We start from the raw sequence: 21,816 nt of genomic DNA on the forward strand, positions 1-21,816 counted from the left end.
GCTTCTCTACTCGTTTCCCGCAATCGGCGCCGGCAACCCGTGCAGGTTAGCGTAGATCCGCTCGGCGAGCGCGGCGTTGATGCCTTCGACGCGGGCAATCTCGTCCGCGCCCGCGGCCTTGAGCCCGGCCAGACCGCCGAAATGCTTGAGCAGGCTGGCGCGACGGCGTGGGCCGATGCCCGGGATGTCCTCCAGCTTGCTGGTCATCCGCGCCTTCTGCCGCTTGCCGCGGTGCCCGGTGATGGCGAACCGGTGCGCCTCGTCGCGGACCTGCTGGATCAGTTGCAGGGCCGGCGACGCCGCTCCTGGCCGGACCTCGCGGCCGTCGGCCAGGACCAGGGTTTCGTGGCCGGGCCGGCGTTCCTCGCCCTTGGCCACGCCCACCAGCACCACGCTGTCCACGCCCAGATCGGCCAGCACGCCCCGTGCCTGCGCCAACTGGCCGGCGCCACCGTCGATCAACAGCACGTCCGGCAGCACGCCCCCCTCCTCCACCGCGCGCCGGAACCGGCGCTCGATGGCCTGGTGCATGGCGGCGTAGTCGTCACCGGGCTCGATGCCGGTGATGTTGAAGCGCCGGTATTGCGCGCGGACCGGCCCGTTGGCGTCGAACACCACGCAGGACGCCACGGTGGCCTCGCCCATGGTGTGGCTGATGTCGAAACATTCGATGCGCTGGGCCGGTTCGGCCAGTCCCAGCAGTCCCTGCAGCGCTTCGCTGCGTGCGGTCTGCGCGCCCCGGCTGGTGAGTTCGGTGACCAGCGCGATCTCGGCGTTGCGCCGCGCCAGGTCCAGATAGCCGGCGCGTTCGCTGCGCACGTTCCACTTGAGCTGGACCTTGCGCCCCGCCGATGTGCTGAGCGCGGTCTCGATGAGTTCGGCGTCGGGGATTTCCCTGTCCAGGATGATTTCCTGCGGCGGGGTCTGTTCGCCGTAGTACTGCGAAACGAAGGCGGCCAGCACCTCCTCCGCGCTCTCCTCGCCGTTGGTGCGCGGGAAGAAGGTGCGCGTCCCGAGATTGCGGCCGTCGCGGAACGCCAGCAGCAGGACACAGGCCGAACTGCCACGCATCGCGCAGGCGAGCACGTCCAGGTCGGCGGCGTGCCCATCCACGTATTGGCGCGCCTGCAGGCTGCGGATGGAGCCGATCAGATCCCGTAGGCGCGCGGCCTCCTCGAACTCCAGCCGTTCGCTGGCGCTCTCCATCGCCCGGCTGAGCTCTCCGGTGAGCTCGTCGCTTCGGCCGTCCAGGAACAGGCCCGCCTGTCGCACCGATTCGGCATAGCTGTCCGGTTCCACCAGGCCAACGCAGGGCGCGCTGCAACGGCCGATCTGGTACTGCAGGCACGGGCGCGAGCGATTGCGGAAGACGCTGTCCTCGCAGTTGCGGATCTTGAACAGCTTCTGCATCAGGTTCAGCGTTTCGCGCACCGCGCCGGCGCTGGGGTACGGACCGAAGTAGCGGCCCGGAACCGCCCGCGGCCCGCGATGGAATCCGATCCGCGGCCAGCCTTCCTGGGTCAGCAGGACATAGGGATAGCTCTTGTCGTCGCGCAGCAGCACGTTGTAGCGCGGTGCGAGCGACTTGATCAGCTGGTTTTCCAGCAGCAGCGCCTCGGCCTCGGTGCGGGTGACGGTGACGTCCATCCGCGCCACCTGCGACAGCATCGACAGGATGCGTGGCGTCTTCGGCGTGTTGCTGAAGTAACTGGACACGCGCTTGCGCAGCGCGCCGGCCTTGCCGACATACAGCAGGCTGTCGTCGGCGGCGTACATGCGGTAGACGCCGGGCGCCAGGCTCAAGCCCGCCGCGAACGCCTTGCCATCGAAATCCGGGGACTTGCGACCGCTCATTCGTCGATCGGCACGTGGCTCAATTCGCCGCTGGCGATGTCGTAGCGCAGCACGGCGTGCGCGTCGGTTTCGGCGATCCAGACCGTGCCTTCCGACAGCGCCAGGCCGGTCGGCCCGTGCAGGGGCCGCGGCAAGGCCACGCTGCTGAGTTCGCCGCCCCCCAGCCGCAGCGTGCGCAGGCTGCTGTTGCCGCTGTCGGCAATCCACATCAGCGGTGCGTCGGTGCTGATGGCGATGCCCTGCGGATGCTGGAGGCGCGCGGCCTCGCGTGGCCCGTCCTCGGTCCCGAACACCCAGGGTCCCTGCCCGACCAGCGTCTGCACGATGCCGGTGCGCAATTGCAGGGAGCGGATCGCGGACCCCAGCGCGTCGCAGACATATAGCGTCTGGTGCACCGCCGCCAGCGCGGCCGGCTGGGCGAACGCCGCCATCGGACCACTGCCGTCGCGTACTTCCAGTTGCCCCGAACCGGCGCGCGCGCGCAGTTCGCGGGTGGCCAGGTCATAACTCCAGATGCGATTGTCGCCGCCCATGGCGATGTGGATCTGGTTGTTGCTGGTCGCCAGCGCGAGCGGCTGGTTGAGCGGCACGCCACGCGCCTGGCCGACCACGCCTTCCACCGGCTCGCCCGCGCGGCCATTGCCGCACAGGGTATCGACCGCGCCGGTCGCCAAGTGGATCCTGCGCAACGCGTGATTGCCGGTGTCGGCCACATACAGCGATTCGCGCAACGCCACCAGGCCATGCGGATTGCGGAACGCGGCGTGGGTATGATCGCCATCGATGAGATCGGCGGCCGCCAGCCCGAACTGGCGCAGCACCCGGCCCGAGTGGGTGCATTCGAGAATGCGGTGATGGCCGCTGTCGGCCACGAACAGGCGATCCGGCGTGGCTGCAAGACCGGTCGGGAACCGCAAGGCCAGGCGCGGCTCGGGATGACTCTCGCGCGGACCGCGGAGATCGTCATCGGTGGGCCGGGCCAGCGTTTCACAGAGCGCGGATACCGAACGCTCCAGTTCGGTGCCGTTGTCGGCGCCGACCAGGCGATGGCGGATGACGCCTTCCCCATCGATCAGCAGCACGGTCGGCCAGGCCTCGATGCCGAACGCCTGCCAGGCCGCCCAGTTGGCGTCGTGCGCGATAGGGAAACCGATCCCGTGCCGGCGCAGCCGCTTGAGCGCGGTCTGCGGATCGCGCTCGCTGTCGAAGCGCGGCACGTTGACCACCAGGGTCTGGAGGCGGCCCAGGTGGCGGGCCTGCAGCGCCGCCAGTTCGTTCAGGCGCTGCCCGCACCAGGCCGAGGCCGCGTTGACGAAGGCCAGCGCCACGATCCGGCCGCGCTGTTCCAGCAGCGATCCGGAGGGCGCGTTGAGCCAGGGCAGTCCCTGGGGAAGTTCGGGAGCGGTCGTCGCATTCATGGTTCGCCCCGATTATGCCGTAGTCCTATCCCGAGGACAGGCGCCGGACCGCCGCCCGTGCCGCCGAATCGACCAGTTGCCAGACCCGGTCGAAATCACGGGGGCCGCCGGTATAGGGATCCGGCACGCTGCCGCCGGCCTCGACGCCGCTCCACTCCAGCAGCAGTTCCACCTTGTGCGCCATCTCGGCGGGCGCGAATCGCCGCACGTCGCGCAGGTTCTGCCCGTCCGCGCACAGCAGCCAATCGAAATTGTCGAAGTCCTCCGGCCGCAACTGGCGCGCGCGCAGGCCGGAAATATCCACGCCGTACTGGCGCGCGCAGGCGATTGCCCGGTGGTCCGGCGGTTCGCCCAGGTGCCAATGGCCGGTGCCGGCCGAATCCACTTCCACCCGACCCGCCAGCGGCGAGGCGGCGAGGTGATGGCGCAACGCGCCCTCGGCCATCGGCGAGCGGCAGATATTGCCCAGGCAGATCACCAGCAGCCTCATGCCCCGCGCGCCCAGTGCTGTTCGGCGCGGGCCAGGTCCTCGGGCGTGTCCACGCCCGGCGGGAACGGTTCCGGGGTCAGTGCCACCGCGATGCGGTGCCCGGCTTCCAGCACCCGCAACTGCTCGAGCGATTCGATCTGCTCCAGTTGCCCGGGCGGCAGGCGGGTGAAGCGCCGCAGGAAGCCCGCGCGATACGCGTAGATGCCGATGTGGCGCAGCCAGGAACCTTGCGGAAGCGTGTCGCGCTCCCGGGCGAAGGCATCGCGGTGCCAGGGAATCGGCGCGCGACTGAAGTACAGCGCGTCGCCGCTTTCCGCGCGCACCAGTTTGACGGTATTGGGATCGAACAGGGCCTCGGCCGTCTCGACCGGTGTGGCCAGGGTCGCCATCTCGGCGCCGCTGTCGACCAGCGTCCGCGCGACCGTCCGGATCCCGGCCACCGGCGCGAACGGCTCGTCGCCCTGCAGGTTGACCACCACCGCGTCATCCGGCCAGCCGGCGATATCGGCGCATTCGGCGAGACGGTCGCTGCCCGAGGCATGGGTCGGCCGGGTCATCGCCACCCGCACCGCGGTGCCGTGCAGGGCCTCGCGAATACGCTCGTCGTCGGTGGCGACCCAGACCTCGTCCGCACCGGCGGCCAGCGCGCGGCGGGCCACGTGCAGCACCAGCGGGTCGCCGCCAATCAGGCGCAGCGGTTTTCCGGGCAGCCGTGAAGCGGCGTAGCGGGCCGGGATGGCCACGATGAATCCTGTCGTCATGTCGCCCGTCGTCATGGGTTAGGAGATTCGGTCCTGGGCAGACGGTCCAGCAAGGCCACCCAGAAAGCCTCCGGCAGCCGCGCCGACACCGGCACGCTGAAATACCAGTCCTTGGCGAAGGCGGCGCATTTCACCGCATCCTTCTCGGTCATCAATACCGGCAATTCACTGCCGAAGGCAAAGTCTTCGCCTCGGTAGGCATGATGATCATCGAAGGCATGCGGCACCACGCCGATGCCCAGGCCACGCAGGTTGTCGAAGAAGCGTTGCGGATGCCCGATGCCGGCGACCGCATGCACGCGCTGGCCGGCGAACGAGGCCAGCGGACGCGGACGGCCGCCACGCAGCGGCTGCGCCGCATCGGTGTGGAGCAGCATCGGCCATTCGCCGAACGCCGGCTCGCCGCCATTGAGCACGCGGAAATCGCAGGCCGCACCGCGCTCGATCGGCTCGCGCAAAGGGCCGGCCGGCAGCAGCCGGCCATTGCCGTAACGCCGCTGCCCGTCGATGACCTCGATCTCGATGTCCCGCCGCAGGCGGTAATGCTGCAAGCCGTCGTCGCACACCACGACATCGCAGCCCGCCGCGATCAGCGCACGGCCGGCGGCGACCCGATCCCGATCCACCCGCACCGGCACGCCGGTCCGGCGCGCGATCAGCACGGGCTCGTCACCACCCCGATCCGGTGGCGTGGCCGCCTCCACCCACAGGGGCTGCTCCTCGTTGGCGCGCCCGTACCCCCGGCTGGCCACGCCCGGCTTGAATCCGGCTTCGCGCAGGCGCTGCACCAGGCCGATGGTGAGGGGGGTCTTGCCGGTGCCGCCGACGGTGACGTTGCCGACCACGATGACCGGCACGGCCAGTCGTTGCCGGCGCAGCACGCCCCAACGGTACAGCCGCGCGCGCAGGCCGATCAGCCCCCCGTAGATCGCCGCCAGCGCGCGCGCATGGACGGGAACGGGGGCATCGGAATACCAGTAGTCGGGTGGAACGTGGCGGGACTTGCTCACTTCACTCACTCGCCATCGCCTTCCCGGAACTGCATGCGGTGCAGGTGGGCGTACAGGCCGTCGCGGGCCAGCAACTCGGCGTGGGTGCCCTGCTCGACCAGCCTGCCCTGATCCAGTACCAGCACCTGATCGGCGTGCTCGATGGTCGACAGGCGGTGCGCGATCACCAGCGTGGTGCGATCCGGCATCAACTTCTGCAGCGCGTTCTGCACCAGGCGCTCGGATTCGTTGTCCAGCGCGGCGGTCGCTTCGTCCAGGATCAGGATGGGCGCATCCTTCAGCATCGCCCGCGCGATCGCCAGGCGCTGGCGCTGGCCGCCGGACAGGCGGCCGCCCTTGGCGCCGACCTGGGCCTGCAATCCTTCCGGCAGTTCGCGCACGAATTCCATCGCGTTGGCGCCTTCCACCGCCTGCACGAGCGCCGGCTCCGGCACGTCCTGCATTTCACCGAAGGCGACATTCGCCGCGACCGTGCCGTCGAACAGCATGACCTGTTGGCCGACCAGGGCGATCTGGCGCCGCAGATCCGCCAGCGGATACTCCTGCACGGCATGCCCATCGACCAGGATCTGTCCGGTCTCGGGCTCGTAGAAGCGCGGGATCAGCTTGATCAGGCTGGATTTGCCGCTGCCGGATCGACCGACGATAGCGGTGACGGTGCCCGGGCGCGCGGTGAAGCTGATGCCGCTGAGCGCCGGCCGCACCTGGCCGGGATAACGCGCGGTGACATCGCGGAACTCGATGAGCCCCTGCGCCCGCGCCAGCGGGCGGGTGCCGGCATCGACCTCGTCGGGCGCGTCCAGCACGGAGAACAGCCGTTCGGCCGACGCCACCCCGCGCTGGGTCATGTTCTGCACGTTGGTCAGCTGCTTGAGCGCGGGGATGATGGCAATCATCGACACCATCAAAGATACGAAGCCGCCCGCGGTCAATCGGCCCTGCATGGCCTGGTAACCCGCCACCACCAACAGCAGCGAAAGGCCGACCGCGCCCATCATCTGGACCAGCGCGGAGGACACGCCACGGGTGGCTTCCACCTTCATCGCCAGGCGCAGATTGTTGTCGGCCAGCTTGCGGTAGCGATCCATCTCGCTGGCCTGGGCGCCGTAGACCTTCACTTCCTGCTGGCTGCTCAGGGTCTGGTCCGCGGCCTGCAGCAACTGCGCGCTGCTCTCCTGGATGCGATGGCTGATCTTGCGGTAGCGCCGGGCGACCTTGTCCATGACCCAGGCCAGCGGAGGCCCCAGCAACAGGATCGCCAGCGTCACCTGCCAGCTGTTGTGGAACATGACCGCCAGCATCGCGATGATCTGGAAAGACTGCTGCAGCACCACCTTGGTCGCGTCCACCGCCGCCTGCGCGATCTGGTCGCAGTCGGAGCCCAGCCGGACCAGCATCGAGGGAACCGGCTCGCTGTCGAAACGCATGCCTGGCAGGCGCAGGTATTTGCCCAGCACCAGCACGCGCATGTCGCGGGCGATGCTGCGCGCGGACTTGCCCATGCTCATGTCGGTGAGGAAACCCGCCAGGCCGCGAACCAGGAAGAGGCCGACGATGGCGAATGGCAACGTCAGGTCCATGCTGGTGTTACGGGCGACGAATGTCCCGTCCACCACCGGTTTCATCAGGTAGCTGAAGGCCCCGCTGGCTGCCGCTTCAATCAGCATGCCCAGCAACGCCAGCAGCAACAGGGCCCGGTAGGGCTTGGCCAGGCGGATCAGCCGACGGTAGGTCTGCCAGGCGGAAGCAGGTTGCGCGCTCACCGCTTCACCTCCGGCGCGGTGGCGATCTGGATGGTGCGGAAGCCCGATTGCGCCAGCGCGTCGTAGGCGGTCACCACCGCCTGGTGCGGGGTGCGCGCATCGGCGCGCAGCAGCACCGGGCGCGAGCGATCGTCGCCGGCGACCTGGGCGATGGTCTGCTTGAGCGCATCCACGTCGGTGCGCAGCACTTCGTGTTCGTCGACGAAGTAATGGCCGTCGGCATTGACCAGCACGCTGAGGGTCTTGGCCTGCGCCGCCACCGGCTCGCCTTTGGCGCTGGGCAGTTGCAGCTGCAGCATCGAGCGCGAATCGAAGGTCGTGGTGATGACGAAGAAGATGATCAGCACCAGGATGACGTCGATCAACGGCACCAGGTTGATCTCCGGCTCCTCGTGGGCGCGGTCGTCGCGGATCCTCATGCGCGGCTCAGGCTCCGACCGCCGCACTGGCGGCAGCGGCGGCAGGACGCACGCCGGCGGCAGGACGCGGCTGGCGGGCGTCGAGCGCATCGAGCAACTGCATGGCTTCCTTCTCCATCTCCACCACGTAACCGTTGATGCGGCCACGGAAATAGCGGTGCGCCATCAACGCCGGAATCGCCACGATCATGCCGGTGGCCGCGCACACCAGCGCCTTGCCGATGCCGCCGGCCAGTTGGTTGACGTCACCGACGCCGCTGTCCTGGATGCCCAGGAACATCTGGATCATGCCGACCACGGTACCCAGCAGGCCCAGCAACGGACCGGCCGAGGCGATGCTGCCCAGGGCGTTGAGGAACTTCTCCATCCGGTGCACCACGTGGCGGCCGGTGTCCTCGATGCGTTCGCGGATCTGGTCGCGCGGGCGCTGGCGGACGTCCAGCGCGGCCGCCAGCAGTTCACCCAGCGGCGAGGTCCGGCGCAGGGACTCGATGTGGGCCGGTTCAAGCTGCCCGCGGCCCGCCCAGTTGCGGACCTCCTCGCCCAGGCCCGGAGGCATGATTTCCTTGCGCCGCAGTGTCCAGAAGCGTTCCACCACGATCGCCAGCGCCAGCACCGCCAGCAGCAGCAGGGGGATCATCGGCCAGCCGCCGGCCTTGACCAGTTCAAGCACGTTCAGTCCTCGGACCCCGGAGGGCCGTCTCATCAATGGGCGATAGGATAGCCCACGCGCTCCTCAGCGCCGCGCCGCGTCCCACAGTCTCGGCCGGGCGTGACGCCGTTCACGCAGCGCCAGCCCCTGCGGCGACAGCCAGACCTGGACCGCGCCGCTGTCGGCGGTATCGACCACCTCGGCCCCGGCGGCCCGCCAGCGCGCGACCACCTGCGGCTTGGGGTGGCCGAACCGGTTGCGATGACCGCTGGACACCAGCAGCAGGCGTGCGCCGGTGGCGGCGACGAAACGGGGATCCGAAGAACCGGCACTGCCATGGTGTGGCGCGAACACCACGGCGGCACGCAGGTCCGCCGGGAATCTCCGGACCAGTTCGCGTTCGATCACCTCGCCGATGTCGCCGGTCAGCAACGCCGCGCCGTGGTCGGTCTCGATCCGCAGTACGCAGCTGGATTCGTTGCCCAGGTTCGGGAAGTGCGGGCGCGGGTGCAGGAAGCGGAAACGCACGCCGTCCCATTCCCAACTCTCCCCTGCCAGGCAATCACGCCGTTCCGGCCGCCTGGGCATCGCAGGCAACGCAGCCTCCACCTTGGCGCCCTGCCCGGCCGGCGCCTGGGCCATCCCGGCCGGCAGCGCGCGCAGGACGCTCGCCAGGCCGCCGACATGATCATTGTCGTCATGGCTGACCACGACCCGGTCCAGGCGCGGTACGCCCCAGGCATGCAGCGCGGGCACCACCGCCCGTTCGCCGGCATCGAAGCCGCCACGCATCGCCGGTCCCATGTCGTACAGCAGGGCGTGCCGCGAAGTCCTCACCAGCACCGACAGGCCCTGGCCGACATCGATCATCGCCAGCTCGACCTCGCCCTTTCGCGGCAAATCGCGATCCGGCCACAACAGCGGCAGCCACAACAGGGCCGCCAGCGGCTTGCCCGGCACCCCGCGCGGCAACAGCAACCAGAAGGCGCCCAGCAGCGCGAACCCCACCGCCCACGGGGCGGCTTCCGGCAGCCACCAGAGCGAAAAGCGGCCGTCCGCCAGCCAGCGGAAACCCGGCCAGCTCAGGTCGAAACAGGCAGCCGCCCACCGCCATGGCCAGGTGCCGGCTCCGGGGACCAGCGCTTCGGCCGCCGTGCCCAGCAAGGACAATGGCACCACCACCAGGCTCCACCAGGGAATCGCGACCAGGTTCGCCAACGGACCGGCCAGGGAAGCCTGGTCGAACAGCACCACCGTCAACGGCAGCAGCCCCACCGTGGCCACGGCCTGCGCGGACAGGAACCCGCGCAGCCAATGCTGGGTGCCGGTCGCCGGCAGGCACCATGCCAGCCAGGCAACGCCGCCGAAACTCAACCAGAACCCGGCCGCGAGCGGCGATAAGGGATCGAACAGCAGCACCACGATGAGGGCCAGTGCCAATGTATCGGCCACCCTTGCCGGACGGCGTCCGAGGCGCGCGACCGCCCACACCGCCATCATCAGGACGGTGCGCACGGTCGGCAGCGCGAAGCCCGCCAGGACGGCATAGCCCAGGGCCGCGAGCACAGCCGCCAGGCCCATGGCCTGGGGACGCGGCAGGCGCCGGGCCCACCCCGGGAACAGGCGCCACACGCCTCCGACCAACACGGCGAACACACTGGCGACCATGCCGACATGGAAGCCGGAAATGGCGATCAGATGGGTCAAGCCGACCGCGCGCAGGATGTACCAGTCGTCCTGTGTCAGGCCACGGGTATCGCCCAATGCCAGTGCACGCACGAAGCGCGAAGAGGGCGACGCGACCGCATGGCCGATGCGCGCGGACATCACCTCGCGCCAGGCGTCGACGCCCGTTGCCGGAGAAAGCAGGTGTGCTTGCTCGGGGTGATGCAGGCTGCCGGTGGCACTGAAGCGTTGCAGCAGCGCATGTTTCTCGCTATCGAAGCCACCGGGATTGCGCAGGCCGCGCGGCGCGCGCAGCTTGGCCTGGAAACGCCAGCGCTCGCCCGCACGCAGTTTCAATCGCGCCCCGGGTTGCCGTGCGCCGTAGTCGTCGTGCCATGACAGCATGATCCGTCGCCCCCGCAGCTCGGCCGCGGCACCCTCGCCTTCCTCCACCACGAACAGGAAGCGGGTCCGCCGGGCTTCATGCTGCGGGAGTTCCGCGATGGCTCCGGTCAAGGTCAGCGGACGCCGCTCCAGTTCGGGCGGAACACGCAATGCCAATGACCCGCCGGCCTGCAATCCCGCCCAGGCAAAACCGGACAGCAGGACACCCAGCCAGCGTCCGCGCCAGCGCCATAGCCACCCGCAAACGCCGGTGATGCCCAATCCCCATAGCAGGAAATGCGGCGGCAATGCCGGCAGCGACAGGCAGGCGCCACTTCCCGCAAGCAGTGCAATCGCGGCCCACGGCCCGAGCAGCGAAGGAACACGATCCGCGTTGCCGTGCGTCACTGGAGGGGCTCCGGGCCGGCTCCATCGGAACACGACGACCGTCCGAGTCGACACGGCACCGTCTTCCGGTCCGAACCGCCCGCATCACAGCCACTCGCTTGATGGCACCGCGTTGCAGCCGCGCGACCTCGGGCTCTTCCCGCATCCATGCGGACGACTTCCTTCCGTGAGATGAGCGCAGACTAGCGTCGCGCGCAGCCAGGGCGGAATCAGCCAATGGCCTCCATCGCCATCGGATAAATCCGATGCGCGTATCAGTTGACGCACGACGCGATCCGCAATGGCTGCCGGTTGGGCCTGCGATACTGGCTGTGCATTCCATGTCGGGGCATCCGCAAGAAAGTAGCGCGTATGCTTTCGATTGAAACGCGAGCACATTGAATCCGCGCAGGACTATTGACGTCCGCTCGATCCGGCCGCGAGACTCCCTTCCCTTGCGCCTGATGGCGTGAAAAGGCAACGGCCCGCCCTGCACACCACGCCGGCTTCCCCGCAATCTCCACTTCATTCCATGCCGCTGACATGACTTCCTCCAGCCGACGCGATTTCCTAATGCGTGCCGGCGCCGGCGCGGCCGCGTCGATGGCGCTCGCCGCGTTCCCGCCCGCCATCCGCCGCGCATTGGCGATTCCCGCGGATCGCGCCACCGGCTCGATCCACGACGTGCGGCACGTGGTGATCCTGATGCAGGAGAACCGCTCGTTCGATCACTACTTCGGGACCTTTCGCGGTGTTCGCGGATTCGGCGACCGCTTCCCGATACCGGCGCCAGGCGATCGCACCGTCTGGCACCAGCGCTACGCGCAGGATCAGGTCGCGCGCACCATCCTGCCCTTTCACCTGGACGGCCGCGCCGGCAACGCACAACGCGTGGCCGGCACACCGCATAGCTATCCCGATGCCCAGGCCGCCTGGGACCTGGGACGGATGCAGGCCTGGCCCACCCACAAGCAACCGCATTCGATGGGCTACTACACCAAAGCCGAACTGGAATTCCAGTTCGCCCTGGCGAACGCGTTCACCCTGTGCGATGCCTACCACTGCTCGTTCCATGGCGGCACCAACACCAATCGCCTGTTCCACTGGAGCGGCACCAACGATCCCGCCGGCGTCGCCGGCGGACCGGTCATCGACAACAGCGGTGATTCGTTCGACGCCGAAGGCGGCGACTATCGCTGGACCACCTACCCCGAGCGCCTGCAGGCGGCTGGCGTGAGCTGGAAGGTCTACCAGAACCTCCCGGACAATTTCACCGACAACCCGCTGGCCGGTTTCAGGCGTTACCGCGAAGCCAATCGCGCGCGCGGCAATCCGCCCAAGGCGACCCGATTCCCGGCCTACCAGCCGGCAGACGAGTCCATCAGTCCCTTGTTGAAGGGAATTAGCAATACCCTGCCCGACGGCGGCTTCCTGCAGGCGATGAAGGACGATATCGCCGCCGGCACGCTGCCGCAGGTGTCATGGATCGTGGCGCCAGCGACCTACTCGGAACATCCGGATCCTTCCAGCCCGGTGCAGGGAGGCTGGTACACGCAGGAAGTACTGGACGCGCTGACCGCGGATCCGGCGGTCTGGAGCCGGACCGTGCTGCTGGTGAACTTCGACGAGAACGATGGGTTCTTCGATCATATGCCGCCGCCCTGCGCACCGGCGCGTGATGCCGATGGCAGGCTCGCGGGCGCTTCCACCGTCGCCACGACCGGCGAGTACCACACCGATGGCCGTCCTTACGGTCCGGGTCCGCGCGTCCCGATGTACGTGGTCTCGCCCTGGAGCCGTGGCGGCTGGGTCAATTCGCAGGTGTTCGACCATACCTCCGTGTTGCGCTTCCTCGAAGCGCGCTTCGGCGTGGCCGAACCGAACATCAGCGCCTATCGCCGCGCGATGACCGGGGATCTCACCACTGCGTTCAATTTCGCCAATCCAAACGGCGAGTCGCTTCCGCGCCTGCCGCAGCGCCGCAGATCCGGTGCGGACGCCCTGCGCGCGGCGCAGGAAGCGTTACCCGCCCTGATGCCGCCCACGGAAGACGCGCAGAAGGCGCCCCGGCAGGCGACCGGCAGCCGGCCTTCCCGCGCGCTTCCCTATGCCTTGCAGGTGCACGGACATGCACAGGCCAATGGCGCGATGCGGCTGGCGTTCGTCAACAGCGGGCATGCCGGCGCCGTGTTCCACGTCTACGATCGGCTGCACCTGGATCGTGTTCCCCGGCGTTATGCGGTTGAAGCCGGCCGACAGCTCGCCGATGACTGGGACACCCTAGCCGCCGATGAGGGCCGCTACGATCTGTGGATACTTGGGCCCAATGGATTCCATCGCCATTTCCGAGGCGATATCCGCGCAGGCGTCGCCATCGAGACAAGCGCAAGCTACGACGTGGACACGGCTTCGCTGCTGCTGGACACATCCAACCACGGCCAACAGGCCGCCCCGATATCGATCATCGCCAACGCCTACCGCGACGATGGCCCCTGGCCCGCCACGCTGGCGCCGGGCCAGCACCGGCAATGGCGCTGGGCGCTCGCTGCCCATGGCGGCTGGTACGATTTCAGCGTGACGGGTGCAGACGGTTTCCTGCGCCGCTTCGCCGGGCGCCTGGAAACCGGCGCCGACGGGATCTCCGATCCGGCGATGGGCCAGGCCTGATGGCACCTCGCGCCCCATTTGATTTGCTCCCTCGCCCGGTTTCCCATGCAAGCCATCGTTGATTTCATCCTGGAAGTGGACAAGCTCAAGGCGGTCACCCGCAAGATCCGGCTGCGCGGGATCGATCGCCACGAAAACTCGGCCGAACACAGCTGGCAGCTCGCCTTGCTGGCCACTTCATTGACGCAGTACGCGCCAACGGACATCGACATGGATCGGGTGGTTCGCATGCTGCTGGTGCACGACATCGGCGAGATCGATACCGGCGACACCATGGCCTTCGTCGAGGACGGCTGGGAAGCACGCAAGGCCGCCGAGCTGGCGGTGGTCCGGCGCATCTTCGGACTGCTGCCAGCTTCCGAGGGCGGACTGCTGCTCGCGCTGTGGCAGGAATTCGACGAGGCGTTGACGCCTGAAGCGGTGTTCGCGCATGCGGTGGATCGGGCCATGCCGGTGCTGCTGAACCTGGCCAACCAGGGCCAGAGCTGGCGCGAGAACGGCATCAGCCATGAGCGCGTGGTCCGGCGGGTCGGCCCGCCGATAGAGGCCGGATGCCCGGCGCTGTGGCGCTATCTCGAGGCGCGGCTGGAACAGGCGCGGGACCAGGACTTTTTCGGCGCCTGAGCCTGTCTCCGGCGATACGGGAACACGCGGTTTCGCACAGTAAAACGATGACGGTCCCATGCGTGGCTCCGCCAAGCCTCGGGTCCCGCGAAGGGCCGCCTGTTTTTCCGTTGCGCTGGACGAATGCCGGGCGGAGCGGGCTCCGCCCGGCGGTCAGACGTCGGCGTGCGCGAGTTGGCGCAGCTTGCCTTCGTGCAGTTCCAGCACCCGGTCCAGGCGGCGTGCCAGCCGGCGATCGTGGGTGACCAGTACCAGGCTGGTCTTCTGCGCGCGATTGAGGCCGAGCATCAGATCGAACACTGTAGCGGCGGTCTTCTCGTCCAGGTTGCCGGTGGGTTCATCGCCCAGCACGCAGGCCGGCTGGTTGACCAGGGCCCGTGCCACCGCCGCGCGCTGGCGTTCGCCACCGGACAGCTCGCCAGGCTTGTGTTCGATGCGATGGCCCAGGCCGACGACTTCCAGCAGTTCCCGCGCCCGCTGCCTTGCCGATGCGGCATCGATGCCGCCCAGCATCACCGGCATCATCACGTTCTCCAGCGCGGTGAATTCCGGCAGCAGGTGATGGAACTGGTAGACGAAACCCAATGCGCGATTGCGCAACTGGCCGCGCGCTGCATCGGACAACGAGGACATCTTCTGGCCCGCGACGTAGACCTCGCCCGCGGTCGGCGTGTCCAGCCCGCCAAGCAGGTGCAGCAGCGTGCTCTTGCCGGCACCGGAAGCGCCCACGATCGCGACGGTCTCGCCGGGATGCACCGCCAGTTCCAGTCCGTCGAACACCGGCGTGCGCATCTTGCCTTCGGCGTAGGTCTTGCCCAGGTGATCGGCGCGTATGACCGTGCCGTCCGCACCCGGCGTGATCGCAATCTTCTCACTCATAGCGCAAGGCCTCCGCCGGCTGGGTCCGGGCCGCGCGCCAGGCCGGATAGAGCGTGGCCAGGAAGCTCATCGCCAGCGCCACGCAGGCGATGGTCGTCACGTCGTCGGTGCGCAGGTCGTACGGCAGGCCGGTGATGTAATACACGTCCGGCGGCAGCAGGGTCACGTTGAAGAGCTTCTCGATCAGGTCAAGGATGAGTTCCAGGTTCATGGTCAGGGTGATGCCGCCGATGACGCCGGCCACCGTGCCGATGATGCCGATCAGCGAACCCTGCACCATGAATACCTGCATCACTCCGCGCGGGGTCAGGCCCAGGGTGCGCAGGATGGCGATGTCGGCCTGCTTGTCGGTCACCAGCATCACCTGCGAGTTCACCAGCGAGAACGCGCCCATCAGGATGATCAGCGACAGCAGGATGCCCATCACCGTCTTTTCCATCTTCAGCGAGTGGTACAGGTTGGCGTTCTGGCTCATCCAGTCGCTGACCCGGTAGACATGCCCCAGCCGGTAGACCAGATCCCGGGCGACCGTCATCGCCTGGTCCATGTCGTGCAGCTTCAGGCGCACCCCGGTGACGCCGTCGCCCATCCGCAGGACCCGCTGCAGGTCGGCCATGTGCACCACCGCGAGGTTGCGGTCGATGTCGTTGTGGCCCACCGCGAAGGTGCCCGACACGGTGAAGCGTTTTATCTTCGGCATCGCCCCCATCGGCGTGCCCTGGAAATTGCCGGCGGTGACGACCACGCTGTCGCCCACCCCCACCCGCAGCCAGGCCGCCAGTTCCTGGCCCAGCAGGATGTTGAACTCGCCCGGCTGCAACGATTCCAGCCGGCCGGTCTTCATCTTGTCGCCCAGCACCGATACCTTGCGCTCCTGCGCCGGCACGATGCCCTGCACCAGCGCGCCCTGGGGGTCGGCGTTGCCGGACAGCATGGCCTGCACGTCGACATAGGGCGCGGCGCCGATCACGCGCGCGTCCTGCATCGCGATCTTCACCGCCTTCGGCCAGTCCTGCATGTCCTCGCCCGCGCCGGCCACGGTCGCGTGCGCGGTCATCTGCAACAGCCGGTCGCGGATTTCCCGCTGGAACCCGTTCATCACCGACAGCGTGGTGATGAGCACCGCCACGCCCAGCGCGATGCCGATGATGGAGGCCAGGGAAATGAAGGAGATGAAGCCGTTGCGACGCTTGGCGCGGAGATAGCGCAGGCCGATGGCCACGGGGACGGGTTTGAACATCGGCCTATGGTGCCATCGGCCGGCGGTCGCGCGAAGCGCCGTCGGTGCCCGCGGCCAGCCTCAGTTCACGCCGCGCCGCGGCCGGCAGGGTGTCCGGCCACCAGCCCAGGTGGTGGCGGTCGCCCCGGCGGTCCCGCCAGTGCAGGATCACCAGCGCCCCGCGCCAGACCAGCCGTGGCTCGCGGACGGCCTGGCCGTCCAGGGTCGCCCGGCCATCGGCCAGGAACACCCAGAGGCAGGCGGGCCGGGACATCTCGCGCCGCGCCGAGCGGAATCCCCGCCAGGCGGCGGCCAGCGCCAGCCCCCAGGCCAGGCCGCGTGGCATCTCGCTCGCCAGCACTGCCCAGGCGGTGGCCATGCCCAGGCCAATCAGTGCGCCGCACAACAGGCGTGAGGGGCGCCATTCAAGCCGGCAAGGCGCGGACACGCTGGATGAGGTCGGCGAGTTCGCCATCCGGACACTGCTCGTAGCCCATGAACCAGCGCCAGAGCTTATCGTCCTCGCAATCGAGCAGCCGTAGGAAAACGCCGCGCTCCGCCTCGGAAGATGCCGGCCAGAGGCGCTCGAGGTAACGCTCGAACAGTTGATCCAGTTCGCGCATGCCGCGCCGGCAGCGCCAGCGGATACGCTTGAGTTCCACGTCTTGTGTAGTCATGCCAACCAGAGCAACCAGGCCGTTCGCGCCCAGAACGCCATCAGGACCAGCGTCGCCAGGGCGTAGGCGACGAAGCGGATCATCACGTGGTTGACCGTGCACTGCACGAGGCTGTGCACGGCGCGCAGGCCGACGAACCCCCAGGCCAACGCCAGCTGCGCGCGATCATCGATGCCAAGCTGGGCGGCCACCAGGACGCCGGCGTAGAACAGCACCGGCACTTCGAACAGGTTGCAGAAGTTGTCCGAAGCGCGGGTATCGGACAGCAGGCGGGCCGCGTCGGCGGATCCGGCCAGCGCCTGGGCGTCGATGCGCTTGCGCGCCATTTCGCCCAGCCGGAGGTGGTACAACCGGATCCACACCAGGAAGGTCAGTCCCGCCATCGCCACCGCGGGCCAGAGGATCGCAGTGGCGGGAGCGCTGCCCATGGCGTCAGGCGCGACGCTCCATCATCAGCTTCTTGATTTCCGCGATCGCCAACGCCGGATTCAGGCCCTTCGGGCAGGTCCGCGCGCAGTTCATGATGGTGTGGCAGCGATACAGCTTGAACGGATCTTCCAGATCGTCCAGGCGCGCACCGGTGTCCTCGTCGCGCGAGTCGATGATCCAGCGATAGGCCTGCAGCAGGATCGCCGGGCCCAGGTAGCGTTCGCCGTTCCACCAGTAGCTCGGGCAGCTGGTCGAGCAGCAGGCGCACAGGATGCACTCGTACAGGCCGTCCAGCTTCTTGCGATCTTCCGGCGACTGCAGGCGCTCGCGATCCGGCGGCGCCGGGGTCTGGGTGCGGATCCACGGCTTGATCGAGGCGTACTGCGCGTAGAAGTGGGTCAGGTCCGGGACCAGATCCTTGACCACGTCCATGTGCGGCAGCGGGTAGATCGGCACCTCGGCCTTCTTGCAGTCGCTGATGGCGCGCGTGCAGGCCAGCGTGTTGGTGCCATCGATGTTCATCGCGCACGAACCGCAGATGCCTTCGCGGCAGGAGCGGCGGAAGGTCAGCGTGGGGTCGATCTCGTTCTTGATCTTGATCAGCGCGTCCAGGACCATCGGGCCGCAGGCCGCCAGGTCCACCTCGTAGGTGTCCAGGCGCGGGTTCTGCCCGTCTTCCGGGTTCCAGCGGTAGATCTTGAAGGTACGCGGGTTCTTGGCGCCCTGGGCGGGGAAATGCCTGCCCTTCTGGACGCGCGAGTTCTTCGGGAGTGCGAATTCGGCCATTGCTCTGTCTCTCCCGATCAGTAAACGCGCGGCTTCGGCGGCACCACGTCGACGTCATCGGTCAACGTGTACATGTGCACCGGGCGGAAATCGAAACTGCACTTGCCCTGCTCGTCGACGCTGACCAGGGTGTGCTTCTGCCAGTTGGCGTCGTCGCGCTCGGGATAGTCCTCGTGCGCGTGGGCGCCGCGGCTCTCGTGGCGCTGCTCGGCCGAATTGATGGTCGCCACCGCGTTGAGCAGCAGGTTGTGCAGTTCGTAGGTCTCGATCAGGTCCGAGTTCCAGACCAGCGAGCGATCGCTCACCTTCACGTCCTCGAAGGAGCCGAAGATGTCGGTCATCTTGTCGCAGCCTTCCTTCAGCGTCTTGCTGGTGCGGAACACGGCGGCGTCGGCCTGCATGGTGCGCTGCATGCGGTCGCGGATGACCGCGGTCGGGGTGTCGCCATTGGCGTTGCGCAGCTTGTCCAGGTGCGAGAGCGCCTTGTCGCAAGCGTCGCCGGCCAGCGGCTTGTGCGAGCCGCCCGGCTTGATCGTCTCGGCGCAGCGATTGGCCACCGCGCGACCGAACACCACCAGGTCCAGCAGCGAGTTGGAGCCCAGGCGATTGGCGCCGTGGACCGACACGCAGGCGGCCTCGCCGATCGCATACAGGCCGGGCACCACCGCGTCCGGGTTGTCGCCGACCTTGCGCACCACTTCGCCGTGGTAGTTGGTCGGGATGCCGCCCATGTTGTAGTGCACGGTCGGGATGACCGGGATGGGCTGCTTGGTCACGTCCACGCCGGCGAAGATGTGGGCGCTTTCGGCGATGCCGGGCAGCTTCTCGTTGATCACTTCCGGGCCCAGGTGGGTCAGGTCGAGCAGGATGTGATCCTTGTGCTCGCCGACGCCGCGGCCTTCGCGGATTTCGATGGTCATCGAGCGCGAAACCACGTCGCGCGACGCCAGGTCCTTGTAGTGCGGGGCATAGCGCTCCATGAAGCGCTCGCCGTTGCTGTTGCGCAGGATGCCGCCTTCGCCGCGCACGCCTTCGGTGATCAGGCAGCCGGCGCCGTAGATGCCGGTCGGGTGGAACTGCACGAACTCCATGTCCTGCATCGGCAGGCCGGCGCGCATCACCAGACCGCCGCCGTCACCAGTACAGGTGTGGGCGGACGTGGCGCTGAAGTAGGCGCGACCGTAGCCGCCGGTGGCCAGCACCACGCCGTGGGCGCGGAACAGGTGCAGCGAGCCTTCGGCCATGTCCAGCGCGAGCACGCCGCGGCAGACGCCTTCCTCGTCGAAGATCAGGTCCAGCGCGAAGTACTCGATCATGAAGCGCGCATCGTGCTTCAGCGACTGCTGGTACAGGGTGTGCAGCATCGCGTGGCCGGTGCGGTCGGCCGCGGCGCAGGTGCGCTGGGCCGGCGGGCCTTCGCCGTAGCGGGTGGTCATGCCGCCGAACGGGCGCTGGTAGATCTTGCCCTCTTCGGTGCGGCTGAACGGAACGCCGTAGTGCTCCAGCTCGATGATGGCCGGAATCGCCTCGCGGCACATGTACTCGATGGCGTCCTGGTCGCCCAGCCAATCCGAGCCCTTGATGGTGTCGTAGAAGTGATAGCGCCAGTCGTCCTCGCCCATGTTGCCGAGCGCGGCGGAAATGCCGCCCTGCGCAGCCACGGTATGCGAACGGGTCGGGAAGACCTTGGTCAGGCAGACCGTCTGCAGGCCCTTGGCCGCCAGGCCGAAGGTCGCGCGCAGGCCGGCGCCGCCGGCGCCCACCACGACCATGTCGTACTTGTGTTCGGTGATCTTGTAAGCGGACATTTGGTCAATTCCCCAGCGCGATGCGGGCCACCGCGAAAACACTGATGATGGCGCCGAGCACGGCGATGAAGCGCACCGCGGTCTGGACCACCAGGGCCAGCAGCGAGTGGTGGACGTAGTCTTCCAGCACGACCTGCAGGCCGAGCTGCGCGTGCCAGAACATGGCGATCAGGAAACCCACCAGCAGCACCGCGTTCCAGGGACGCGACACGGCCTCGGTGGCGGTTACGTAGTCGGCGCCGAGCAGGCTGACCACGAACACCAGGAACCAGATGCCCAGCAGGACCAGCGCGGTGGCGGTCAGGCGCTGGTTGACGAAATGGGCGGTGCCGGTCTTCGCCGAACCCAGCCCACGCACGTTCTTCAGCGGAGTACGGAAGCGGCTCATGCGGCACCTCCCGACAGCGCGCACACCCAGACCAGCGCGGTGATCAGCAGGCTGCCCAGCACCGACAGCCAACTGCTGCGGATGAAGGCGGGAATGCTGAAGCCGATGGCGAAATCCTGCACCACGTGGCGGATGCCGTTGCACAGGTGGTAGGCGAACGCCCAGGTCCAGGCGAACAGGAAGGCCTGGCCATACCAGGCGCCGGCGATGTCGGTGAAGCAGTTCCAGGATTCCGGTCCCAGCATCAGCGCCATCAGGCCGGCGGCAATCACCAGTGCGCCCAGGGCCAGGAAGATGCCGGTCCCCCGGTGCAGGATGGAGGTCGCCATCTGGATCTGCCAGCGGTAGACCTGCAGATGGGGGGAAAGCGGACGTTGGTGTGTCGCCATTCGCTGACTCTTTCTCGGCTGGGCGGTCACGCGACCGCGTTGGCTCAATGCTGCGGATCAGAAATCGATGCAGCGCCCGTTTTTTTCCCAATCCCCGTAGCGCGTCGGTTCCGGCCCGTCACGCCCCCCTATTTCCTTCTGCGCTGGCGCCGGTGGCGCGCGTTCGCCGGAAGGGGCGACAGGCGCGTTTTCGGACGGCAGTGTTCCGGCGTCGGCGTCAGGGATGGGAGCTGTTTCGCCTATCATAGGGGTCTCGCAGTGCACAAAATTTTAATCCCCACCCCCTTGGCTGACAACCTGCCCCCTCCGGAAACACCCGCGACAGCGCTGTCCGACCATGCGGTCCTGAGCCTGGAAGGCCCGGATGCCGTGGCTTTCGCGCATGCCCAGTTCAGCAGCGAAGTGGCCTCGCTGGCGGTGGGGCAATGGCAGTGGAGCGCGTGGTTGACGCCCAAAGGGCGCGTGATTGCGCTGTTCGCCCTCGCCCGTCGCGGTGAACAGGAACTGCTGATGGTGGTGCCCGACTTCCCGGTCGACACCCTCGCGGCCACCCTGCAACGCTATGTATTCAGACGAAAGTTGAAGATCGCCGTACGCCCGGATCTGCCGGTCCGGGGCGTGATGGCGCCGCCAGCGCAGGCCAGCGGTGCCCTGCTCGGCGAATCCGCCGACGGCCTGGAACTGGATCGCAGCGACGCCGGCGGTGCGCGCCATTGGCGGATAGGCGGCCAAGCGACCGCCGGCATCACCCCTGTCGCCGATTGGCGACGGCACGATCTGCGCCATGGCCTGCCGCGCCTGCCCGAGGGCCAGCGCGAGCAATGGACACCGCAGCAGTTGTCGCTGGATCGCCTGCACGCCTACAGCGTCAAGAAGGGCTGCTACCCGGGTCAGGAAATCGTCGCCCGCACCCATTTCCTCGGCAAGGCCAAGCGCGCACTGGTGCTGTTCGAAAGCGACGCACCACCTCATCCGGGCAGCGCGGTCGGTGACGGCGTCCGCGACATCGGCGAAGTCATCTGCGTGCAGGACGGCGTTCCGGCCGTGTCCCTCGCGGTGATGCCGCTGGAGCGGGAATCCGCCACGCTTGCCGCCGACGGCATCGCCCTGAAGGAAACGCCGCTGCTGGATTGACGCCATCCGCGCC

The 21,816-nt window shown here is 68.1% G+C and carries 22 protein-coding genes; 3 read left to right on the top strand and 19 right to left on the bottom strand.

The annotated features are described in order from the left end of the window. Positions 1–6: 6 nt before the first annotated feature. The 9 genes from uvrC to AC3DE2_RS06865 form a co-directional block, all read right to left on the bottom strand. On the bottom strand, positions 7–1,854 hold the full coding sequence (gene uvrC, locus AC3DE2_RS06825; protein WP_488425577.1) for an excinuclease ABC subunit UvrC: 1,848 nt from the start codon (positions 1,852–1,854) through the stop codon (positions 7–9). Next, positions 1,851–3,272, bottom strand: a complete 1,422-nt coding sequence (locus AC3DE2_RS06830) for a redoxin domain-containing protein (protein WP_295377307.1) — start codon at positions 3,270–3,272, stop codon at positions 1,851–1,853. Before AC3DE2_RS06830 ends, uvrC begins: the two co-directional genes overlap by 4 nt. Before the next feature lie 25 nt (positions 3,273–3,297). Continuing rightward, positions 3,298–3,762 carry a low molecular weight protein-tyrosine-phosphatase gene (locus tag AC3DE2_RS06835; RefSeq protein ID WP_295377305.1) on the bottom strand — a complete coding sequence of 155 codons (465 nt, stop codon included), beginning with the start codon at positions 3,760–3,762 and terminating at the stop codon, positions 3,298–3,300. Further along, the gene (gene kdsB, locus AC3DE2_RS06840) at positions 3,759–4,523 is read right to left on the bottom strand and encodes a 3-deoxy-manno-octulosonate cytidylyltransferase (protein ID WP_488425578.1); all 765 of its coding nucleotides are present in this window, start codon (positions 4,521–4,523) and stop codon (positions 3,759–3,761) included. The genes AC3DE2_RS06835 and kdsB overlap by 4 nt, the downstream gene beginning before the upstream one ends. Positions 4,524–4,534: 11 nt before the next feature. Further along, positions 4,535–5,533: a tetraacyldisaccharide 4'-kinase gene (gene lpxK / locus AC3DE2_RS06845; RefSeq protein ID WP_488425579.1), complete on the bottom strand. Its 999-nt coding sequence runs from the start codon at positions 5,531–5,533 to the stop codon at positions 4,535–4,537. 5 nt (positions 5,534–5,538) lie between these two features. Continuing rightward, complete coding sequence (gene msbA, locus AC3DE2_RS06850) at positions 5,539–7,296, bottom strand: lipid A export permease/ATP-binding protein MsbA (protein ID WP_488425580.1); 1,758 nt, start codon at positions 7,294–7,296, stop codon at positions 5,539–5,541. Beyond that, the gene (locus AC3DE2_RS06855) at positions 7,293–7,715 is read right to left on the bottom strand and encodes an ExbD/TolR family protein (protein ID WP_295377294.1); all 423 of its coding nucleotides are present in this window, start codon (positions 7,713–7,715) and stop codon (positions 7,293–7,295) included. The genes msbA and AC3DE2_RS06855 overlap by 4 nt, the downstream gene beginning before the upstream one ends. Positions 7,716–7,722: 7 nt before the next feature. Continuing rightward, positions 7,723–8,388 carry a MotA/TolQ/ExbB proton channel family protein gene (locus tag AC3DE2_RS06860; RefSeq protein WP_295377292.1) on the bottom strand — a complete coding sequence of 222 codons (666 nt, stop codon included), beginning with the start codon at positions 8,386–8,388 and terminating at the stop codon, positions 7,723–7,725. 63 nt (positions 8,389–8,451) lie between these two features. Further along, positions 8,452–10,824: a DNA internalization-related competence protein ComEC/Rec2 gene (locus tag AC3DE2_RS06865; RefSeq protein WP_488425581.1), complete on the bottom strand. Its 2,373-nt coding sequence runs from the start codon at positions 10,822–10,824 to the stop codon at positions 8,452–8,454. A gap of 522 nt (positions 10,825–11,346) precedes the next feature. Here AC3DE2_RS06865 and AC3DE2_RS06870 point away from each other — a divergent pair. Both AC3DE2_RS06870 and AC3DE2_RS06875 read left to right on the top strand, forming a co-directional pair. Next, the gene (locus tag AC3DE2_RS06870; RefSeq protein WP_488425582.1) at positions 11,347–13,470 is read left to right on the top strand and encodes a phosphocholine-specific phospholipase C; all 2,124 of its coding nucleotides are present in this window, start codon (positions 11,347–11,349) and stop codon (positions 13,468–13,470) included. Between the two features lie 45 nt (positions 13,471–13,515). Continuing rightward, positions 13,516–14,094, top strand: coding sequence for an HD domain-containing protein (locus AC3DE2_RS06875; protein WP_488425583.1), 579 nt, complete (start codon positions 13,516–13,518; stop codon positions 14,092–14,094). Between the two features lie 153 nt (positions 14,095–14,247). On the opposite strand, the gene lolD is transcribed toward AC3DE2_RS06875, so the two are convergent. The 10 genes from lolD to AC3DE2_RS06925 are packed head-to-tail and all read right to left on the bottom strand — an operon-like array spanning position 14,248 to position 20,915. Continuing rightward, complete coding sequence (gene lolD, locus AC3DE2_RS06880) at positions 14,248–14,973, bottom strand: lipoprotein-releasing ABC transporter ATP-binding protein LolD (RefSeq protein ID WP_488425584.1); 726 nt, start codon at positions 14,971–14,973, stop codon at positions 14,248–14,250. Beyond that, the gene (locus AC3DE2_RS06885) at positions 14,966–16,213 is read right to left on the bottom strand and encodes a lipoprotein-releasing ABC transporter permease subunit (RefSeq protein ID WP_295377283.1); all 1,248 of its coding nucleotides are present in this window, start codon (positions 16,211–16,213) and stop codon (positions 14,966–14,968) included. The genes lolD and AC3DE2_RS06885 overlap by 8 nt, the downstream gene beginning before the upstream one ends. A 4-nt stretch (positions 16,214–16,217) precedes the next feature. Further along, the gene (locus AC3DE2_RS06890) at positions 16,218–16,571 is read right to left on the bottom strand and encodes a hypothetical protein (RefSeq protein WP_488425585.1); all 354 of its coding nucleotides are present in this window, start codon (positions 16,569–16,571) and stop codon (positions 16,218–16,220) included. Positions 16,572–16,617: 46 nt separating this feature from the next. Then, entirely contained in the window at positions 16,618–16,869 is a 252-nt protein-coding gene (locus AC3DE2_RS06895; protein WP_295377278.1) for an FAD assembly factor SdhE, read from the bottom strand. Further along, positions 16,866–17,297: an MAPEG family protein gene (locus tag AC3DE2_RS06900; RefSeq protein WP_295377277.1), complete on the bottom strand. Its 432-nt coding sequence runs from the start codon at positions 17,295–17,297 to the stop codon at positions 16,866–16,868. The genes AC3DE2_RS06895 and AC3DE2_RS06900 overlap by 4 nt, the downstream gene beginning before the upstream one ends. 4 nt (positions 17,298–17,301) lie before the next feature. Beyond that, positions 17,302–18,084, bottom strand: a complete 783-nt coding sequence (locus AC3DE2_RS06905) for a succinate dehydrogenase iron-sulfur subunit (RefSeq protein ID WP_295377273.1) — start codon at positions 18,082–18,084, stop codon at positions 17,302–17,304. Positions 18,085–18,101: 17 nt separating this feature from the next. Then, positions 18,102–19,892 (bottom strand): succinate dehydrogenase flavoprotein subunit, encoded by a 1,791-nt coding sequence (gene sdhA, locus AC3DE2_RS06910; protein ID WP_295377271.1) that lies wholly within the window; start codon positions 19,890–19,892, stop codon positions 18,102–18,104. Between the two features lie 4 nt (positions 19,893–19,896). Further along, complete coding sequence (gene sdhD, locus AC3DE2_RS06915) at positions 19,897–20,280, bottom strand: succinate dehydrogenase, hydrophobic membrane anchor protein (protein WP_440471476.1); 384 nt, start codon at positions 20,278–20,280, stop codon at positions 19,897–19,899. After that, entirely contained in the window at positions 20,277–20,669 is a 393-nt protein-coding gene (sdhC, locus tag AC3DE2_RS06920; protein ID WP_488425586.1) for a succinate dehydrogenase, cytochrome b556 subunit, read from the bottom strand. The genes sdhD and sdhC overlap by 4 nt, the downstream gene beginning before the upstream one ends. 57 nt (positions 20,670–20,726) lie before the next feature. Further along, positions 20,727–20,915, bottom strand: coding sequence for a DUF1674 domain-containing protein (locus AC3DE2_RS06925; protein WP_440471478.1), 189 nt, complete (start codon positions 20,913–20,915; stop codon positions 20,727–20,729). Between the two features lie 39 nt (positions 20,916–20,954). On the opposite strand from AC3DE2_RS06925, the gene ygfZ reads away from it, so the two are divergent. After that, positions 20,955–21,803: a CAF17-like 4Fe-4S cluster assembly/insertion protein YgfZ gene (gene ygfZ / locus AC3DE2_RS06930; protein WP_488425587.1), complete on the top strand. Its 849-nt coding sequence runs from the start codon at positions 20,955–20,957 to the stop codon at positions 21,801–21,803. Positions 21,804–21,816: the final 13 nt, after the last annotated feature.

The organism is Pseudoxanthomonas sp. 68-E7 (genome assembly GCF_057773145.1).

Excerpts from the sequence above, each read along its gene's own strand:
- uvrC (WP_488425577.1), bottom strand. The coding sequence starts at position 1,854 with ATGAGCGGTCGCAAGTCCCCGGATTTCGATGGCAAGGCGTTCGCGGCG.
- AC3DE2_RS06830 (WP_295377307.1), bottom strand. The coding sequence starts at position 3,272 with ATGAATGCGACGACCGCTCCCGAACTTCCCCAGGGACTGCCCTGGCTC.
- AC3DE2_RS06835 (WP_295377305.1), bottom strand. The coding sequence starts at position 3,762 with ATGAGGCTGCTGGTGATCTGCCTGGGCAATATCTGCCGCTCGCCGATG.
- kdsB (WP_488425578.1), bottom strand. The coding sequence starts at position 4,523 with ATGACGACAGGATTCATCGTGGCCATCCCGGCCCGCTACGCCGCTTCA.
- AC3DE2_RS06855 (WP_295377294.1), bottom strand. The coding sequence starts at position 7,715 with ATGAGGATCCGCGACGACCGCGCCCACGAGGAGCCGGAGATCAACCTG.
- AC3DE2_RS06870 (WP_488425582.1), top strand. The coding sequence starts at position 11,347 with ATGACTTCCTCCAGCCGACGCGATTTCCTAATGCGTGCCGGCGCCGGC.
- AC3DE2_RS06875 (WP_488425583.1), top strand. The coding sequence starts at position 13,516 with ATGCAAGCCATCGTTGATTTCATCCTGGAAGTGGACAAGCTCAAGGCG.
- lolD (WP_488425584.1), bottom strand. The coding sequence starts at position 14,973 with ATGAGTGAGAAGATTGCGATCACGCCGGGTGCGGACGGCACGGTCATA.
- AC3DE2_RS06885 (WP_295377283.1), bottom strand. The coding sequence starts at position 16,213 with ATGTTCAAACCCGTCCCCGTGGCCATCGGCCTGCGCTATCTCCGCGCC.
- AC3DE2_RS06890 (WP_488425585.1), bottom strand. The coding sequence starts at position 16,571 with ATGGCCACCGCCTGGGCAGTGCTGGCGAGCGAGATGCCACGCGGCCTG.
- AC3DE2_RS06895 (WP_295377278.1), bottom strand. The coding sequence starts at position 16,869 with ATGACTACACAAGACGTGGAACTCAAGCGTATCCGCTGGCGCTGCCGG.
- AC3DE2_RS06900 (WP_295377277.1), bottom strand. The coding sequence starts at position 17,297 with ATGGGCAGCGCTCCCGCCACTGCGATCCTCTGGCCCGCGGTGGCGATG.
- AC3DE2_RS06905 (WP_295377273.1), bottom strand. The coding sequence starts at position 18,084 with ATGGCCGAATTCGCACTCCCGAAGAACTCGCGCGTCCAGAAGGGCAGG.
- sdhA (WP_295377271.1), bottom strand. The coding sequence starts at position 19,892 with ATGTCCGCTTACAAGATCACCGAACACAAGTACGACATGGTCGTGGTG.
- sdhD (WP_440471476.1), bottom strand. The coding sequence starts at position 20,280 with ATGAGCCGCTTCCGTACTCCGCTGAAGAACGTGCGTGGGCTGGGTTCG.
- sdhC (WP_488425586.1), bottom strand. The coding sequence starts at position 20,669 with ATGGCGACACACCAACGTCCGCTTTCCCCCCATCTGCAGGTCTACCGC.
- AC3DE2_RS06925 (WP_440471478.1), bottom strand. The coding sequence starts at position 20,915 with ATGATAGGCGAAACAGCTCCCATCCCTGACGCCGACGCCGGAACACTG.